This window comes from Paenibacillus sp. LjRoot153 (genome assembly GCF_964253085.1).
Taxonomy (GTDB): domain Bacteria; phylum Bacillota; class Bacilli; order Paenibacillales; family NBRC-103111; genus Paenibacillus_E.
This window is the reverse complement of the sequence record NZ_CAXUQH020000001.1, coordinates 7,319,404-7,337,343: the sequence shown is the minus strand read 5'-3', so window position 1 is coordinate 7,337,343 and position 17,940 is coordinate 7,319,404. Positions and strand designations below refer to the sequence as shown.

Here is a 17,940-nt window from a genome sequence, read left to right as displayed (position 1 = left end):
TGAGTCAGAGAAGGTGAGGGGATCGTTATGAAAAAATCACGTTATTACCCGTTTGAACGCAATCGGTATTTCTATGGGAAGCTGCTGACGGTCAGAGATTTCGAGTCCGAGCAAAAGTATTTCAATGATAAACGCAGAATGATGAACCGGTTGCTGCATGGTTCTGGCGTTCTAACCGGCTTGCAGGTCGTAGCGGTGGATGAGAAGTCCGTTTCGGTCGAAATGGGTGCCGCCATTGATGCCTTAGGACGGGAAATTGTTGTGCCATCTCCGATGACGATGAAGCTGTCCATGATGGATGGGTTCAGCAATAATCAGTACGCTAAGAACGTTTACCTGTGTATTGCCTATGATGAAAAAGAAAAAGAGCCCGTCCACGCTGTAGCGAACTCTTCCGTCCGTTCGGACGAAATTAATGATTATAATCGTGTGTTGGAAAGCTATCGTCTGTTTATCCGTGAGGATGCGCCAGACCCAGCTTCATTGCCGCTGGCTACGTTGTCAGATCAGACGATTGTGCTGTATCAGGATAAGCAAGTACGTGTCCTGCAAACGACACCTCGCTACGTGAATCCGGGGCAATTGTTCGAGATGACGCTGCGTTTTGAGAAAACGCTGAAAGCTGGCAGATTATCCTTCCAATATGAGCTTGATGCTCGTCGTGTAGAGGCGATCAACGGGACGACCATTGTGTTTCAAGAGCCGCAAGATGCGCAAGAGAGCGAATATGAAATGAAAGTGCTGCTTCGTGCCGATAGTACTGCTGCCGTGAAAGCGTCAGTTGGTGTAAAAGCGGGTACAGGGGCTTTGAAGCTGGATGATCGGCAGTTAGAGCTGCAAGCACAATCTATCGGTGAAATTAGCATCGTGACTGAAGCGGTGAAAGAGCGGTTAATGTCGGATTTCGTGAAGCAATCCTTGGAAGCGTCCTTGGAAGCCCCGTCGGAGCCGTGCATTTATTTGGCCAAAATATGTTTGATCCAAGTCGGGCCGACTTATGTCATAGAAAGTGTTGACCAAGTACCGTTCGGTGAATACGTCTACAATACGTCCGTTATGTACCGACTCGGTCAAGCGAGTCAATATCGGGAAGAAACGTCCGGGCAATTCGTAACGAAGTCCAAAGTGAAAACCTTAGCTCCAGGACAAATGCCAGAGCTGAATGTCAATTACAACCCCTTGATCAGCGAGTTGTCTTTCGATTTGGGAATTCCAGCTGGCGGCGGCAGCGGGATTGCAGGCATTGTAAGCGGATATGTCGACATCCCGATTGAACCTTTCACGAAGATTGCCGTTTCGCCATTCGGGCGCGCGATGAAGAGCTTCTATTCCGGTGAAATTGTTCACGGATTAGGGGAAGGCAATGTACTGATCATTACGAGCTTGGAAGAGCGGAACGGCGATTCTTTCTCCGATATTTTGGCAAGTGGCGATCGCGTATATGGCGGTGCTTCTGAAGTATTTAAAGGCAGCGAATTTGAGCCGGATGCACCTGAAGTAAAGATCGGAACGATCGCATACCCGCAGAAGGGCACGTTCCGTATCGGGGTGAAAGTGCAGCAATCAGGTGAGCAAGGCAATGTACGTGTGCGTTGGTGGGCATACAGTGCTGAGATGGCAGGCGTAGCGCAAGGTAGTGGCGGAAGCGGCGATTCCTTGGACGAAGCGCTGTCAGCAATGAGAGAAGCGGCTTCGGCAGGTAGTGACGCGGAGTAGCATGTAAATAGACCGTCCTGAACAAGTTTGACTTGTTCGGGACGGTTTTTTTTGGCGTCGTCGTGGGAGGTAAGTCCTTAACGGACATGTATGCTGCTATTTCATATATATGCTGGCAGTTATGGTGATAACGGACAGGAGTATCGCTATTTATTGAAAAGAAGCCTGTTGGACAAGCAAAATGATGGGATAACGTCGCTGCTGTCCGTAACATCAGAAAAGGGGGCATATTGCGTGGAATAACGTCTCCCTTGTCCGTTAGGATACGGGTGACGCAATCATGTTCCGCGATTTGCATGAAGGGAATTAACGCGTTTTCACCAGTTGTTACAGCAGCCACTTCGCCTAATGCGATGATGGGAAGGGTCCATAAACACGTTGCCAAGTACAAAGAAGACGGCCGATTGGCCGCCTACTTTAATTTCTTGTTTTGTTGTAGTTGGACTTAGCGCACAGCCCTTACTGTACTTTGTTCAACAATCGGTAAATCACAACCGCCGCCTGTGCTCTAGAAGCGTTATCCGAGGGAGCGAATTGTCCCCCTGTTGTTCCGCTGAGTAGACCTAAGGCAGAAGCGATTCGGACGTAGGATCTAGCCCATGTACTAATCGTGCCTTCGTCGGCATATTTGACTTCTTGTGTGGTGACGATATCTTCAAGCTTTTTACCTGTTGCATGTAAATAAGCATTGACCATGGTGAGGGCCATTTGTTCCCGCGTGATAGGCGCATCCGGAACAAAGGTTTGCTCGCTCATGCCGCTGATAATACCCGCAGAATAGGCTGCATAGACGGAATTCCGATACCAAGCATCCGAGGATACATCTTGGAATAGGGATGCCTGGTCACTTTGCTGTAATTTTAACGCTTTAGCGATGATAGTGACGAATTGTGCTCTTGTCAATGTGGTATCAGGTTGGAAGGAGTCTTGATCGATGCCATCGATAATCCCTTTGCCAGCCAAGTTTTCAATTTCTTTTTGTGCCCAATGGTCCTTAATGTCCTTAAGGATCGTATCGTTTTGCTTCTCAAGAACGGCATATTTGGAGAAATGAGCAAGTGAAGCCGTCATGGTGCCATCCGAATTGAGGGTGCCGTCGATTGGCGTCCAAGCACCTTGTGCCTCATCATAGACATAGACGCTAAGTTTATGAACATCTTTGACCTTTTTCGTATCAAAAGGAATCGTGACCTTCACAGGTGAAGCGAATGTGCTGATCTTCGACCCATCCTCGGTTACGGAGAAATCATAAATAGCGGATGCTGATGTGAAATTCGGGATGGATGTATTGGTTTTGCTTGATGTAAATAGGATTTTGCCAGTCGAAAGTTTGATCGGCCAAGCATTCGGTGGAATCTGTAAGTTGATATCATTAGACGCGATAACGATGGGTCTGTTCATTTGCGAAGCCTTTTGAACAATATCAGCATCCATCTCGACGGAGAGGATATCAACGTTTTCCTTTGTTTTGGCATCCAGGGTTAAGTCTGACAAAGCTTTATTTAATAATATTAATAAATCAACGTGTGCAGGTTTGAACTCATAAGCCATTTTCCCATCGGCATTGAGGGAGGGCGGTTGTTGTGAGCTGCCACCGCCGCCACCGCCACCGCCGCCTACGACTGGAGCTTTAACCGGAGGAATAGTTGGCGGAACAATCGTATACGTGTATATAGCCGTATCACTATACACATGGTTTTTTAAGGAATAAGTCACAAGCGTACTATTTTTATTAATGGTTATCGGGCCTGTATACGTTTTTGTTGTCTTATCATTGTCACTATTAAGTAATACATAGCTGATTTCTGAACCCTGCGTACCGCTTAACGCAACAGTGATATTTTCATTATAACTACCTTCGTTATGATCTGCTTGTGGCATATTTGGTTTTTGGATAAGAGTTATTTCGTTCGAACGTATATGTTTTTGGTAGCTGGAATCCTCTACGTAAAAGATATAATGGTAAGCAGCTGATATAGAGTCTGATAAATGGAATGTCGTAGATCCTTGCCCATTAATTAAATGCACGAGACTTCCATTAACATCTAAATCACTGCTTAAAATGGCATCCCTAAAAATAGAATCTTCCATAATAGAGTAATTATATACACTTACATAAAAGTTTGAATCTGTTATATTCCCATAAACATCTTTATCGTATACGTTCAACGTGACCGTATTGTCAGTACCGATGACAGGATTGATTTCTAATCTGGGAAGTGTAAAAAGTTTCTTGCCATTGATTAGCCCATTACCATAGAAGTCAGATCCTCCTAACACATTATTTCCATAGCGATTCACATTAGCAAACGGCAAGTTTAAATTAGGCATTGGGGTTGCCGTATTTTCAATAAGTGAAGTTATATTCGCAACAGATATAGTAGGGTTATTCGCTTTAATGAGGGCAGCAAGTCCTGACACAAATGGAGTTGCTTGTGAAGTGCCTGCATAAACTTGATATCCGCTATTTAAATAGGTGCTATAAATATTAACGCCGGGAGCAGCCACATCAACTTTTATTGTATTTGAAAAATCAGCAACAGTTAAACTTGTGTCATCTAGTTGTTCTACGGCTCCAACACTAATGACTTCCTCATATAATGCTGGATAGTCAGTTATTTGTGCTTTTCGGGTAATATCTGTTTGAGGATCGTCTAGTTGACCAGATTCGGTCTTAATCCAATTATTACTTCCATTACCAGCAGCAGCTACAACTAAAATATTTCTGCTCACAGCTTGTTTTATTATCTCATGTAAAGCCTGACTGTTTTCATCGGAACCCAAACTTAAATTAATAATATTAGCATTATGGTCAATAGCATATTGAATGCCTGCTATTACGGTTTCTGTTGTACCAGCGCCTTTCTGATCCAAAACCTTAATTGGCATGATTTTAGTCCCAGGCGCAACGCCAGTGTATCCAGAAATATCATGAGCTTTTGCAGCTATAATCCCAGACACGTGTGTTCCATGACCATTATCGTCCTGGGGAGTATTTTTGTTATTAACAAAATCATATCCCTGTTCGATAGAATCCTTTAGATCTAAGTGTGTTAAATCTATACCAGTATCAACAACAGCTACAACAACATGGGAACTTAATTGTTGAGGCGTTTTAGAAGAGGCATACGTGAGCTCAGTAACTGTTTTACCCCAATTCTCCATGTATGCCATGTTATCTCCATCATAATAAATGGATTGAGTGGTGATTTCAGACTGAGGTACTCCGCTGATTTGGAATTTATAAACCGGCTCCGCATACTCCACATTCGGATCCTCTTGAAGTTCGGCGAGCTTATCTGAGACAGAAAGCTCATTGCTGAAGCTGAGCGTTGTCCATGAAGAAGCTGAGCGTGCGGACAATGCCTGGAAGCCGTTAGCAGCAGGCTGTTTGTATTTCACGAGCACCTTCCCCGGAACGATGTCGTTCTCATTGAAGGAAGGTGTAGTGGATGTGCTAGCTAGTTCATTCGGTTCTTGAGCAAAGCCGAGTGATCCAAGTGAAAGATTAAAGACGGTAAAGAGTGAAACGAGTGCAAGAAGTAACTTTCTTTTATACAAAACCATGACATCCCCCTAGTAAATGTAATATAAATATGAAATTAAAAGATCCATTTCATATTTTACATGGCGAGAGGGTGGAGATTTGTCGGAATATGTCGACGTTCTCTAAATATTCGATAAAACACTTGGTTGAGTCGTGTTTACTCGACGTTGCTGTCTTCCGAACGAAATATAGTAGAGACCGAGTATGATAAGCTGTGAACCGACCAACACAACATAGATATTGCTAAAAATAGTATCAGATCCTTGGCTGAAAAGTGGATTCCAGCTAGTCATCGAAGCCGAACCTAGATCGACGGCCTTACTATATAGACCGATGGCAATACCCTGCCCAATGAAATTGGCCATCGACAACATGCCCATCCCCACGCCGACCTGATCCGCCGGAAGTGTTCGGGAAACGGAATTATTCACCGCAATGACGATGAAGGACTGACCCACATTGCCAAGAACCAGGAAAACGGCAATAAGCAGCGGTGAGCTGCCAGTAAATGTGGCAAGCAGAAGGAAGCAGGCTAACAATAAGCTGGAAGCAATGTAAGCAACGTACGAGTTGCCTTTGGCATCGGCGAGCTTGCCACCTCTGCGGCCAAATAGGGCAGACGCAGCAGCGGCAGGAACCAAGGCAAAGCCAATCCATACGGAAGGAAGCTGTTGAACATCCGTTAACAGCAAGGGACTAAGTACATAGAGTGAGCAGCAGCTTCCGCTAATGAGGAACGAGAGGGTAAGCCCGAGTGTGTATTTTCGATTTTGAAATAGCTTCGGTGCAATAAATGGCTCACCCGCGGTGCGAATACGCACCATGAATAATCCAAGAACGAGCAGTGCGCCGAGTAAAAGCCAGAAGCCGTTCGTCACGCTGAGCAGCAGTAAAGCAATTGTGATGCCTAGCAAACTACCGCCAATCCAGTCGAATTTGCTTGAACTTACGGGTTGTTCATTGCCTAGGTATTTGCGGTAAAAGGGAAGAGCGACCAGCACAACGAGAGATACAGCGAACAACCAACGCCAGTGTAGTGTGCTTATAATGAGGGCTGCAATAACAGGCCCAAGCGCATTGCCAAAAGCTAGACCGACAGCTGTCATGCCAAGGGCAGCTCCTCTTCGCTCGGGAGCGAAGTAGCGTAACGGGATAATCATGGCAATAGCCGGAATGACCGCGGCACCAGCGGCTTGTAAGCATCGGCCAACTAACGCCATGCCAAATGTTTGCGACGTCAGTCCGATTACGGAGCCTAGTGCGAATAGGAGGAGTCCGAAAGTAACTAAATCTTTTAATCTATAACGATCAGCGAGCTTTCCATATGTGACGGCGCCAATGGCGTAAATCATAATATAAGCAGAAGATAACCAGCTCACTTGGGCTATCGTCAGCGCAAATTCCTTACTGATTTTTGGGAGGGCTATGTTGAACATAACGCCGCTCATCATGGATAAGGTCATGGTGAACATGAGCACACGCATTAATTTGTCAGCGGTTTGCAGTGGAGCTTTGATTGCCATAAGAGGGCACTTCCTTTCAAAGAATGACTGTCAGTACTTACTGTCATGTGAGTGAGAAAAAAACTAGGGCCGTAAAGCCCTAGCAAATAATTTAACACTCTCCTGAACGAAGGGTGCTAAGGTAATGCCGGGATAGCTTTTTTGAGCATCAAGATCATTCATGAAAGCCCCAAAATGCATCATAATAAAGGTAAAGGCATGCATCTCTGGATTCGTTGTGACGATTTTCCCTTTTGCAGACATTTCGATAAAATAATTTGTCAGGATCTCCAACAGCTGTTGAGGATGCTTCTGGGTACGAGCGCGAAAGCCGGGCAATTGACCCTCATCTTCTTTGAGGGAGATCTGAATCATTTTCCGATTCCTATTCATAATCTCATGATAGGTCGTACTCACGAGGAGAAGATCTGTCTCCAAATCCCAGACGAGCTTCTCGGCAAACAGTTTCTTCATCTCTTCCGCATAATGATAACGGTCGAAAGCCGCTTCGAGAAGTTTCTGTTTCGTGCCAAAATGGCGAAATAAGGTCTTCTCGCTGAGGCCAGCCGCGGTGGCGATTTCCAGCGTCGTTACGCCGTTGTAGCCTTTTTCCGCGATTAAATGGAGTGCTGCTAATAGAAGTTTATCGCTGCTTCCCAGCTTGCTGCTACTGCTGTCGTTCATGGTATCCCTCTTTCGAACAAAATGTCAGTACTCACTGACATTTATATTAAACGGGTTAGACGTTATAGTCAATGACGATTTCAGATTGGGCTTGTTAGCGTACAGCCAGCACAAACGAGAGTGCTCATAAATGGATATGAAGGATCCTTACATGTTAAAAAAAGTGCATGGAAGCGATGGAGAAACCTGTAACAACGGGCTTCTCTTTTTTGGTCTTCGACTATTTACGAAGCAATAATTGGTCATTGTCACGGAAGAAGCGGTCGGGTACGATCGGATATGTGCAAAGCAAAAAGACTTAACCTACATAAGGAAAAGAAATTTGTTCCATGTTCTGTATGATCGATAGAATGTGATCGGGAGGATGAATTCATGAAGAAGATCAAAAAGAAAGTCAGTGTGCTGCTAGCTGCGAATTTGCTTTTTAGTCTGGTTGCCTCGATTGTTCCATTTTATGAAAGCGCAACCAATAAGGCGGAAGCTGCTACGGTGAATCTGATGACGAACGGGAGTTTCGAGCAGGCGACAACGGCAACGGATACTAATTGGAGCAGTGTAAATGCACCCGCGGGTTGGGGGCTATGGATTCCTACTGGAAGCGGGAAGGCTCCAAACAAAACCGTAAATGTAACACTGGATTTGGCGACAGCCCATGAGGGTAGTAAGTCGGTATTGGTAGATGCATTTGCAACAAGCAGAGTATCAATTAATCAAACGGTAACAACGGTGACCGCGGGGAAATCCTATCGATTGAAAATGTGGTTGAAAACGGAGAATGTTACGGGTACGGGTGCATACTTCAGAACGCAATTTTATAATACAAGCAAAGTTGGAGACGGCCCCTCATCCCCGAAATTGTTAGGTACGAACGGTTGGACGATGCAGCAGGTATTTATGACGATACCAACAAATGCAACCAAATTGGTCATCGAACCATTTCTTGAGACCGGTATGGGGAAAGTATGGTTTGATGAGGTAAGTCTGGAGGAATATAACGGAATTACAGGAATTGCTTTGGACCCATCCGTGATGTCCATGACAAAAGATACAATGGCTACGCTCACTGCGGCTCTCACTCCGACGAACGCAGTGGATAGAACGGTAATGTGGACTTCCAGCAATCCGGATGCAGTCACCGTGGACAGCAATGGGAAAGTGGCGGCCGTAGGAGTTGGGACGGCAACGATTACTGTTTCAACACCAGATGGGACGATTTCAGCGCAATGTACAATCAACGTTGAATCAGCGGAAATGGCCGCATCATACAGTGCGCTTCGACAGAAATGGACCGATAAATTAACGGGAGGTGCCCTGTTCAATCCTGCCGATTCGGATATGGCCGCTAACCTCACTAAACTGGCAGATAGTGTATCGAATACAGCTCAAACGGGCATCTGGGATCGATTGAATAAAGCTACTAATCGGACAAATGTATGGAGCGATATGACGAGCACAACCGATTCGAGCCAGATTAGCACCTCCTATGCTCGTTTAAAAACGATGGCATTAGCCTATTCCATGCCTGGGACTCCTTTGTATCAAAGCACTTCGCTGCGAGATGATATCGTAAGCGCTATGGAATGGATGTACACGAACCGATATAACGAAAACAAGAGTCCATACGGTAATTGGTGGGACTGGGAGATTGGTATCCCGCAAACATTAAATGATCTCATCGTGCTCATGTACGGGCAATTGACACAGGGGCAGATCACCAAGTATATAAAGCCGATTGATAAATTTTGTCCAGATCCGAAGGTAGGTTCCGTTCTTGGTGTCAAAGGAAGCAAAATGACGGGGGCTAATCTGCTGGATAAAGCACTGGTTGCTACGGTTCGGGGTGTGATTGGAAATAACAGTGCAAAGATTATTCAAGGGCGCGATGCGATGGGTCCAGAATTTGTTTACGCGGATCATGGGGACGGCGTTTACGAAGACGGTTCTCTCGTTCAACACACCAATATCGCGTATACGGCGGGATACGGAGCAGTTTGGCTAAGCCGAGCAGCTGATATGACGTACTTGTTGAACGGTTCCCCTTGGCCTGTAACAGATCCCAATGTCAATAACGTTTACAAATGGGTGTCAGATACGTTTGAGCCGGTGATTTATAAAGGCGTCTACATGGATATGGTCAATGGCAGAGGCATGTCGAGGCAAGCGTCAGGCAGTGCCAGAGGCACGATTACAACATTGCTTCGCTTAGCTGAAGGGGCTCCGGCTGATGTAGCGTTATCCATTAAGCGTATGGCGAGTGAGTGGATCTTGTCGGACACAACTTATAGCAATTATTTTGATGGATTATCTGTCTACGAATTGAGTCTTGTGAAAAATCTCTTAAACGATGGCTCGATTCAGCCTAGAGGTGAATTGATCAAAAACCAGGTATTTGCTGGTATGGACCGTGTTGTCCATTTGCGCGAGGGGTACGGCTTCGGAATCAGCATGTTCTCCAATCGAATCTCAGCGTTTGAAAAAGGTAATAACGAGAATTTAAAAGGTTGGTATACGGGGATCGGTATGACGTACCTTTACGATCAAGATCTCAACCAATATCGCAATGATTTCTGGCCAACTGTAGATTCATTTCGTTTGCCAGGTACGACAACAAATGGTTCAGGTAAAGGCGTGACGCCAGGTGAATGGACCTCGTACATGAATGCGAAAGAGTGGGTGGGAGGATCCACAATCGATGGGCTTTACGGTGCGTCAGGGATGGACTTTTCCTTGGCCAAAGTGACCGGAAGCGACCTGCAAGGCAAAAAGTCGTGGTTTATGTTCGATGATGAAATCGTCGCATTGGGCGCAGGCATTTCAAGCAGCAAAGCCGGGCCGCAGCCTGTAGAAACGATCATTGATAACCGCAAGTTGAGTGATGCTGGGGATAATAGGCTAACCGTGAATGGAGCAGCCAAAACAAGTCAGCTCGGTTGGTCGGAAACGATGGAGAACGTCAAGTGGGCTCATTTGGCTGGCAATATGCCGGGAACTGACATTGGCTATTATTTCCCAGAAGCGGCCAATGTTTATGGACAACGCGAAGCGAGAACAGGCAAATGGAGCGACATTAACAGCGGCCAATCGGCGACGCCAATCACTCGGAATTATATGAGTCTAGCTTTTGAACACGGGGCAACGCCTTCAAATGCTGCGTATTCGTACGTGATGCTGCCTCATAAAGACACACAGGCTACTGCGCTTTATAGCACCGCGCCTGATGTAGAAGTTTTGAGCAATACGACAGATGTACATGCGGTTAGAGAGAAGAAGCTTGGTATTACCGCAGCGAATTTCTGGAATCCGGGTACAGTTGATTTTATTACAGCACTTAATCCTTCATCTGTCATGGTGAAGGAAAACGAATCCGAGTTAAACATAGCGGTATCCGATCCAACACAAAAGCAAAGCACGATTACGCTTGAGCTGAACAAGGCTGCGTTATCCCTCGTGCGTAGTGATGATACAGTTACCGTTGTACAAACGTTGCCGACTTTAAAGCTCCAGATTAACGTAGCTGGTTCAGTAGGCAAAACGCATGTCGTAACGTTCAAGAAGGATACCACAGCTCCGAGTACGACAGATAACGCAAAGCCAGATTGGCAGCGTAATGCTCAGACTGTGACATTGATGGCAAACGACGAGGGCAGTGGCGTGCTGAAGACATTCTACAAACTAGATAATGGCACGTATACAGAAGGTAACTTGGTTACAATCGTTGAAGATGGCCTGCATGAAATCCACTATTATAGCGTCGACAGTGCCGGCAATCAAGAATCGGTCCAAACAGCGATTGTCAAAATCGATGCATCAGCTCCCGTCATCGTTCCAACCGTTTCGATGAATGTCTACTGGACGGCTGGCGGCAGCCTGAATTTCGATGTTTCCGATTCTATAAGCGGAGTAGCGGGGAAGTCGCTCACACTGAACGGCAGTGAAGTTAGTCTACCCTACACGTTCAGTCCTATAAGTCTGTCAATTGGCGATCATCCCGTAGTCGTTACGGCAACGGATATAGCGGGGAACGAAACAAGATCAGCGTTCACGCTAAAAGTAATGATGGATGGGGATCACTTGGATGAATTGGTAAGGTATGCGTACCAGCAAGGCTGGATTACCAACCAAGGCATTTATAACAGCTTGCTAGCCATGATTGATGCTCTTCAAAAGCATTTGAATCAGACACAAGATCAGAATTCATTCAATGCGTTAGAAAATCATATTCGTGCACAATCAGGTAAAAAGATCGACGCAGGATTCGCTGAAAAGTTGTTAAACGCTATTGCCTTTTTAAAGTCATAAGCTTACTAAATTCATTCAAACATATACAGCCCGACTTCGTCTATTTGATGAAGTCGGGTCATCCTTATTTCTCGTGATACTTGATTTTATATGGCTAACCGATTAAAATGCTCATTATTCAGTTAGCGAGGTGATTGCCCTGCGCAAAATAATAACGAATTTTTGGAAGCGTTTTTTTCGACGCAAAACGATCTTTCGCAATATGGTCACTCTTTCCTTGTTCGCTGCAATTATTCCTGTCCTCGTTGTTGGGATTGGGAGTTATTTATATTCAGCATCCGCTGTACAAAGTGAAGTGAACCAATCGAATGTTCGGATCTTAAATAACGTATCTTCCACCATCGATTCCACGTTAGATCGCTTGCAAAACAATGCGATTCAAATGTTGCTAGGTTCATTTTTTAGTTCCAATTTGGTGGAATTGAAGAGCACGAATTACACGGGTTTTTACTCAGGGATTTCACGTGAATTATCTGCACTCATCAATGGTAACAAAGAAGCTAGCGATGTTGCTGTGTACGTGCCGGATGAAGGCTATTTGATCTCTCCGATTTATGGGGGGAGACGAATTGAGGGCATGGGGGAACGTGAGGCGCTCCTTAAAGAGCTTGCTGTGGATGATCAGCTCAAATGGGTAAGCGGACCCTACCCTTCCTTACCTGGCTATAACGACAATGGCGTTACGTTAGTTGCCAAATTGCCACTACTTGCTAAACAGCCCATCGGGCTCATGTTTATTCGTATTAATGAAGATCTCTTTAAAAACATTATGAAACGTTTTATCAGCTATAAAGGTGAACAAATGTTCATTTTGGACGAAAAGGGAGCACTTGTGACCTCGATGGGAGGAAGTGACGTTCCAGAGGGTTTATTTGATCGGGTTGCCCATAAAGGTTCCGAACAGCGTTTCCAGTTCGCCTTCAAGGGAACCGAATATATGGTGACCCCCATTACTTCTTCTTTGAATCAGTGGCAATATATCAACATGGTTCCGATCGATCAATTGAATGCCAAGTCCAATGGGATCAAATTAATCACACTGATCATCGTTCTCATATGCTTGGTGTTCGGAGCACTTATAACGCTATGGGGAACACGTCGTGTATATCGCCCTATTCAGAATCTTGTCGCTTATGTGAAAGACGGACAAACGGATGAAGTGGAAACCGATGAAGTGGGCTTTGTGCATAAACGATGGGCGGAGCTAAGCAATACAGCTAATGACATGCAGCAGCAGCTGAGTGACCAGTTGCCGCTGATTCGTGAAATCTTTGCTCTGCAGCTCTTGCAGGGACGCTTTCTCTATTATTCTGAGGATCAGTTAGCGGCTATGCTGCGCAGATATAACGTGCCTGCACATAAGGAAAGTAGCGTCATCGTGATCGCCTTCGATTTGCAGTCGGAAGGCAAGGTGCGTTTTCAAGAAAATGACCGTGAGTTAATCGTATTTGCTGTAAAAAATATTGCGAGTGAACTTCTACAAACCCATGAGATGGAAGGGATCGGCATCAATCTGCTGAATGATCAGGTTGCTGTTTGGCTGTATCGGGATCCTCTGCAAGCTGAAGACGAAGAGTCGGACATCAAACAATTTGCTGAGCGGCTGCGGCTGCTTGTATCTGACTATTTACGCCTTCAAGTTACGATTGGGCTAAGTGGCAAAAGCGAGCAACTTAGCGAGTTGCCTGAACTGTACGAGGAGGCGCTGCTCGCAGTCCGTTCACGTATGATCGTTGGTGGGAATCAAGTCATTGCCCATACGAGTGGTAAAAGGCATGTAGACATGCATTATCGATATCCTTTGGAGATCGAGACGCATTTTGAGAATTCGTTGCAACTGGGTGATCGTGATGAAGCGGTCAGGATGATGGACGAGTTTGCGAAAGCGATGGGTGCTGCTATACAGAAGCCTGAGCTTATTCAAATGTCGTATTATCGCTTGCTTACCGCTGCGATTCGAACTGCCTACATGCTTGGATTGGATACCGCTCAATTATTTGGTGAATCGAATGAGGATCCGTATCTCCATATTCGCAATATCAGTACGACCTATGAATTGAATGCCTGGTTTAAAGAACAATTGGTCGAGCCCATTGTTGCCTATGTGCATGGCAAGCAGCATCAGGAGCATGAGCAGTTAATTGCGAAAGTTGTTCGGTATATGGAAGAGAACTATCACTTTGATTTGTCACTGGATCAGTGTGCACAAATTTGTGGGTTAAGTCCGCAATATTTAAGCAAGTTGTTCAAAAAGAAAAAGGATGTCTCCTTTATTGAATATTTGACCAAGGTAAGGATTGAGAATGCCATCGAGTTGCTGCGTACAACGGATTTATCGGTTTCAGATGTTGCTGAGCGAGTGGGGTATCAGATGAAAAACTTTATTCGGGTATTTAAAAAGCATATGGGCGTAACGCCAGGGCAATTCCGAGGATCAGACGAGGAAAATTAGAATGCCCAAAAATCGTTTTATCAATTCATATGGAGGCGAAAAAAGAGGAAAAAGTGAGGAGAAACCCCGTAGTTACGGGGTTTCTCCTTTTTTGTCTTTACCGCAAAGCGTGGATAAGAATTGGTCATTGTCCCTATGACTTACGATCAAGTACGATCGTCTCAAGCAAAACAACGAGATGCAAACGTAATAATGAGAGGTGATGACATTGTCACATAGTCAGGTGGAACAGTTTCAGAAAGTGATGCCGAGTGGACTAGAAGAAAGAAAGACATCTAAGAAATCATGGGTACACGAGTGGCAGGTCGCGCTGAAGCGTGACAAATATCTCTATCTATTGGCAGCGCCAGGATTACTATTTTTCCTCATATTCAAGTATGTGCCGTTATGGGGATTATTACTTGCTTTTCAAAATTACTCTCCTTATTTAGGTTTCTGGGAAAGCGAATGGGTTGGCTTGAAGTACTTTCATGAGTTTTTCACGAATCCCGATTTTATGTTGTTGTTTCGAAATACGATGGCGATCTCACTTCTCAATATCGTGTTTTTCTTCCCCATTCCCATTGTGGTGTCCCTATTGCTGAATGAGGTGAAGAGTTTACCCTTTAAGAAATTCGTACAAACGGTCATCTATTTGCCCCATTTCTTATCCTGGGTTATCATCGTCGGTATTTGCTTCCTAATATTGGGTCAAAGCAGTGGGGTCATTAATCAATTGATCGTCGAGTTCGGTGGGCACAAGATTGAATTCCTATCGGAGCCCAATTATTTCTGGGCCATGCTCACGGCTCAAAGTATCTGGAAGGAAGCGGGTTGGGGGACAATCATTTTCCTGGCTGCCCTTGCAGGGATTAACTCAGAGCTCTATGAAGCAGCACAAATTGATGGTGCGACAAGATGGCAGCAGATGAGGAATGTCACGATTCCCGGTATTAAAAGCACGATTATTGTTTTGTTAATCCTACGTTTAGGTCAAGTCATGGATGTAGGCTTTGAACAAATATTCCTTATGGCAAGCGGACCTGTATCGCAGGTGGCTGACGTATTTGATACGTATGCTTACCGCGTTGGTATTCAACAAGGTCGGTTCAGCTATGCCACGGTTGCTGGATTGTTCAAATCAGTTGTAGGACTCATACTGGTTGTTTCTGCAAACCGTGTAGCCAAGAAGTTCGGGGAGGAGGGACTTTACTAATATGGATAATCAGATAGGTTCTAAGATATTTAATGTCCTAAACTATACGGTATTAACAATAATTGGACTTGTTACATTACTGCCTTTCATTTACGTTGTCATCATTTCATTTACAGATCCTACTGAGTATCTGACGAAGTCTTTAGTTCTGATTCCTGAAAAATGGAGCTTGTCTGCTTATGAATACATCTTCTCTACGAATGCTTTCGTTCATGCGATGGGCATAAGCGGAATACTAGCGGTGTTCGGTACCTTACTAAGTTTAATTGTTACAAGTGCGTTAGCCTATGTGCTCTCTCGCAAACGGTTGAAAGGGAAGAAGTTCTTTCTAGTTGCCATCCTAATGACCATGTTGTTCAATCCGGGCATGATTCCGAACTACTTGCTCGTGGATAGTCTTGGTTTAATGGATTCCATTTGGGCACTTATTTTGCCAGCATTGACCAGTGCTTGGTACGTGTTCTTAATGAAAAACTTTTACCAGGAAATTCCTGATGAACTAGAGGAAGCAGCTAAAATGGATGGTTGTTCGGATATCGGCGTGTTTTTCCGCATTATGCTGCCGATTTCCGTCTCGGCGCTTGCCGCTTTCGGGTTATTCTACGCTGTAGCGTATTGGAACACGTACTTTAGTGGCGTACTTTACATCAATAGTGACAGCTTGCGTCCGTTGCAGGTACTCCTTCAAATGCTGCTCATTTCTGCATCGCAAATGGCTGATCCTTCGATGGCTGCTATGTTGGAAAGTGAACGTACCGTGCCGCCACAGGTGATCAAGATGGCTGCCGTTGTAATCTCCTCTTTACCGATTGTCATGGTGTATCCGTTCTTACAGAAATATTTTGTTAAGGGTATGATGGTTGGTTCCGTGAAGGGGTGAGAGAACTGTACGGAGAGGGGTGATACAGGCAGGGAAGTATTGGACATGCAGGTTGATATTACGGATTGTATAATAAGCATATAAACGGGAGGTCTTTACATGAAACCAATGGTCAAAAAATTGGCAGTACTCTTAACAGCAACGGGGCTAGTCGCTTCTTTAGCGGCTTGTGGTAAAGCGAATGAAGCTGCGCCAGCAAGTTCGGCAGCGAGTACAACGGCGGCATCAGCTAAACCCGCTGCAAAACCAACCGATATTTCCATTACGACACTTGCTTTCGCTGCTGCACCTACAGGTGAGTTGGAAGCTGTGAAAAAGCTAAATGAGAAGCTAAACGTCAATCTAAAGTTAAATTGGATTCCAGCAGCCCAAATTTCAGAGAAATTGAATGCACTTCTTGCTTCCCGCGATTTGCCTGATGTTCTATTCGTAGAAGATTTTAACTTAACGCCTGCCTTCTTGAATGCGATCGATCAAGGCGCTTTCTGGGATCTAGGTCCTTATATTAAAAACTATCCAAACTTAGCTAAGTATCCAGAAAACGTATACAAGAATGCCTCTTTGAAAGGTAAACTGTACTCCCTTCCACGTGTAAGACCGTTGGATGGCCACGAATCCATGCTAATTCGTAAAGATTGGTTGGATAAGCTAGGCTTACAACAACCGAAAACGATGGATGAGCTAGCTACAGTTCTCGAAGCCTTCACACAGAAAGACCCAGATGGTAACGGCAAACCAGATACCTACGGTGCTGTCATTCCAGGATCTCCTGGACCTGCTAGTTATCTGCTCTCGATGTTTGGCACGGGCACGAAGTGGAAAGAAGAGAACGGTAGTCTAATCCCGTATTGGTATACACCACAAGCCAAAGATGCGCTAGCTTTCTGGAATAAATCATTTAAAGCAGGCGGCATTCTTCCTGATTTCCCTGTACTCAAGGCAGCGCAAATTAAAGATATGCTCGTTCAGGGCAAAGCAGGTGTAGCATTTGCCAACGTGATTGATGCTTATAAATATAATTTGGAATTGCAAAAGGTAACTCCGCAAGCGAACCTTATTGCTGTGGAATTACCAAAAGCACCAGATGGCAAGGCCTATTATGAGCAAGCAAGTGGTTATTATGGACAATTCCTGATCAATAAGAAATCGGTTGATGAGGCGAAGCTGAAGAAAATCCTAGAAGTCTATGATTATACAGCTTCGGTTGAAGGGTATAACCTTGCTACTTACGGCATACAAGATGTTGACTATAAAGTGAAGCCTGACGGAAGCGTTGAGCAAACCGAAGAAGGCAAGAAAAAAGGATATTCCGGTGATACGACAGGCCAATGGGTAACCGGCTACTTTGATAAATATTCGAGAGCAAAAATCTCGGGTATTCCAACGGATGTTTACGAAGCCAATAAAAAAGTGGTTGATGCGATTTCCTCTATCACAGATCCGACTTACGGCTTAATGAAGTCAGCGCCATTTAAGGAAAAGGGAGGCGACTGGGATAAAAAGCTGAACGATATGATGGTGAATGTGGTTTTCGGCAAAAATACGCTTGAGGATTGGGATAAATTGGTGAAACAGTTCAAAGATGATCCAAGCTTCCAACAGCATCTCAAAGAAACGAACGAGTTCTACAAAGAAAAATCCAAATAAGTCTGATGAAATAAAGGA

The 17,940-nt window shown here is 44.9% G+C and carries 11 protein-coding genes; 8 read left to right on the top strand and 3 right to left on the bottom strand.

Annotated features, from left to right (window positions below; all coding sequences use genetic code 11):
- Window positions 1–27: 27 nt before the first annotated feature.
- Together ACSQ8P_RS31755 and ACSQ8P_RS31750 are read left to right on the top strand one after the other, a co-directional pair.
- The gene (locus tag ACSQ8P_RS31755; protein ID WP_436238833.1) at window positions 28–1,716 is read left to right on the top strand and encodes a hypothetical protein; all 1,689 of its coding nucleotides are present in this window, start codon (window positions 28–30) and stop codon (window positions 1,714–1,716) included.
- A 296-nt stretch (window positions 1,717–2,012) separates the two neighbouring features.
- Window positions 2,013–2,165 carry a hypothetical protein gene (locus ACSQ8P_RS31750; RefSeq protein ID WP_436238832.1) on the top strand — a complete coding sequence of 51 codons (153 nt, stop codon included), beginning with the start codon at window positions 2,013–2,015 and terminating at the stop codon, window positions 2,163–2,165.
- Between the two features lie 10 nt (window positions 2,166–2,175).
- Here the strand turns inward: ACSQ8P_RS31750 and ACSQ8P_RS31745 are convergent, their stop codons facing one another.
- The 3 genes from ACSQ8P_RS31745 to ACSQ8P_RS31735 form a co-directional block, all read right to left on the bottom strand.
- Window positions 2,176–5,277 (bottom strand): S8 family serine peptidase, encoded by a 3,102-nt coding sequence (locus tag ACSQ8P_RS31745; RefSeq protein WP_436238831.1) that lies wholly within the window; start codon window positions 5,275–5,277, stop codon window positions 2,176–2,178.
- A gap of 108 nt (window positions 5,278–5,385) precedes the next feature.
- Entirely contained in the window at window positions 5,386–6,786 is a 1,401-nt protein-coding gene (locus ACSQ8P_RS31740; protein WP_436238830.1) for an MFS transporter, read from the bottom strand.
- 63 nt (window positions 6,787–6,849) lie between these two features.
- Window positions 6,850–7,449, bottom strand: coding sequence for a TetR/AcrR family transcriptional regulator (locus ACSQ8P_RS31735; RefSeq protein ID WP_436238829.1), 600 nt, complete (start codon window positions 7,447–7,449; stop codon window positions 6,850–6,852).
- A 167-nt stretch (window positions 7,450–7,616) separates the two neighbouring features.
- Between ACSQ8P_RS31735 and ACSQ8P_RS31730 the strand changes: the two genes are divergently transcribed.
- The 6 genes from ACSQ8P_RS31730 (at window position 7,617) to ACSQ8P_RS31705 (ending at window position 17,922) form a co-directional block, all read left to right on the top strand.
- The gene (locus ACSQ8P_RS31730; protein ID WP_436238828.1) at window positions 7,617–7,751 is read left to right on the top strand and encodes a hypothetical protein; all 135 of its coding nucleotides are present in this window, start codon (window positions 7,617–7,619) and stop codon (window positions 7,749–7,751) included.
- 70 nt (window positions 7,752–7,821) lie between these two features.
- On the top strand, window positions 7,822–11,748 hold the full coding sequence (locus ACSQ8P_RS31725) for a polysaccharide lyase family 8 super-sandwich domain-containing protein (RefSeq protein WP_436238827.1): 3,927 nt from the start codon (window positions 7,822–7,824) through the stop codon (window positions 11,746–11,748).
- Between the two features lie 202 nt (window positions 11,749–11,950).
- Entirely contained in the window at window positions 11,951–14,200 is a 2,250-nt protein-coding gene (locus tag ACSQ8P_RS31720; protein WP_436238826.1) for an AraC family transcriptional regulator, read from the top strand.
- A gap of 244 nt (window positions 14,201–14,444) precedes the next feature.
- Window positions 14,445–15,395 (top strand): ABC transporter permease, encoded by a 951-nt coding sequence (locus ACSQ8P_RS31715; RefSeq protein WP_436239659.1) that lies wholly within the window; start codon window positions 14,445–14,447, stop codon window positions 15,393–15,395.
- A 1-nt stretch (window position 15,396) separates the two neighbouring features.
- Window positions 15,397–16,275, top strand: coding sequence for a carbohydrate ABC transporter permease (locus ACSQ8P_RS31710; protein ID WP_056617698.1), 879 nt, complete (start codon window positions 15,397–15,399; stop codon window positions 16,273–16,275).
- Between the two features lie 99 nt (window positions 16,276–16,374).
- Complete coding sequence (locus ACSQ8P_RS31705) at window positions 16,375–17,922, top strand: extracellular solute-binding protein (RefSeq protein WP_436238825.1); 1,548 nt, start codon at window positions 16,375–16,377, stop codon at window positions 17,920–17,922.
- Window positions 17,923–17,940: the final 18 nt, after the last annotated feature.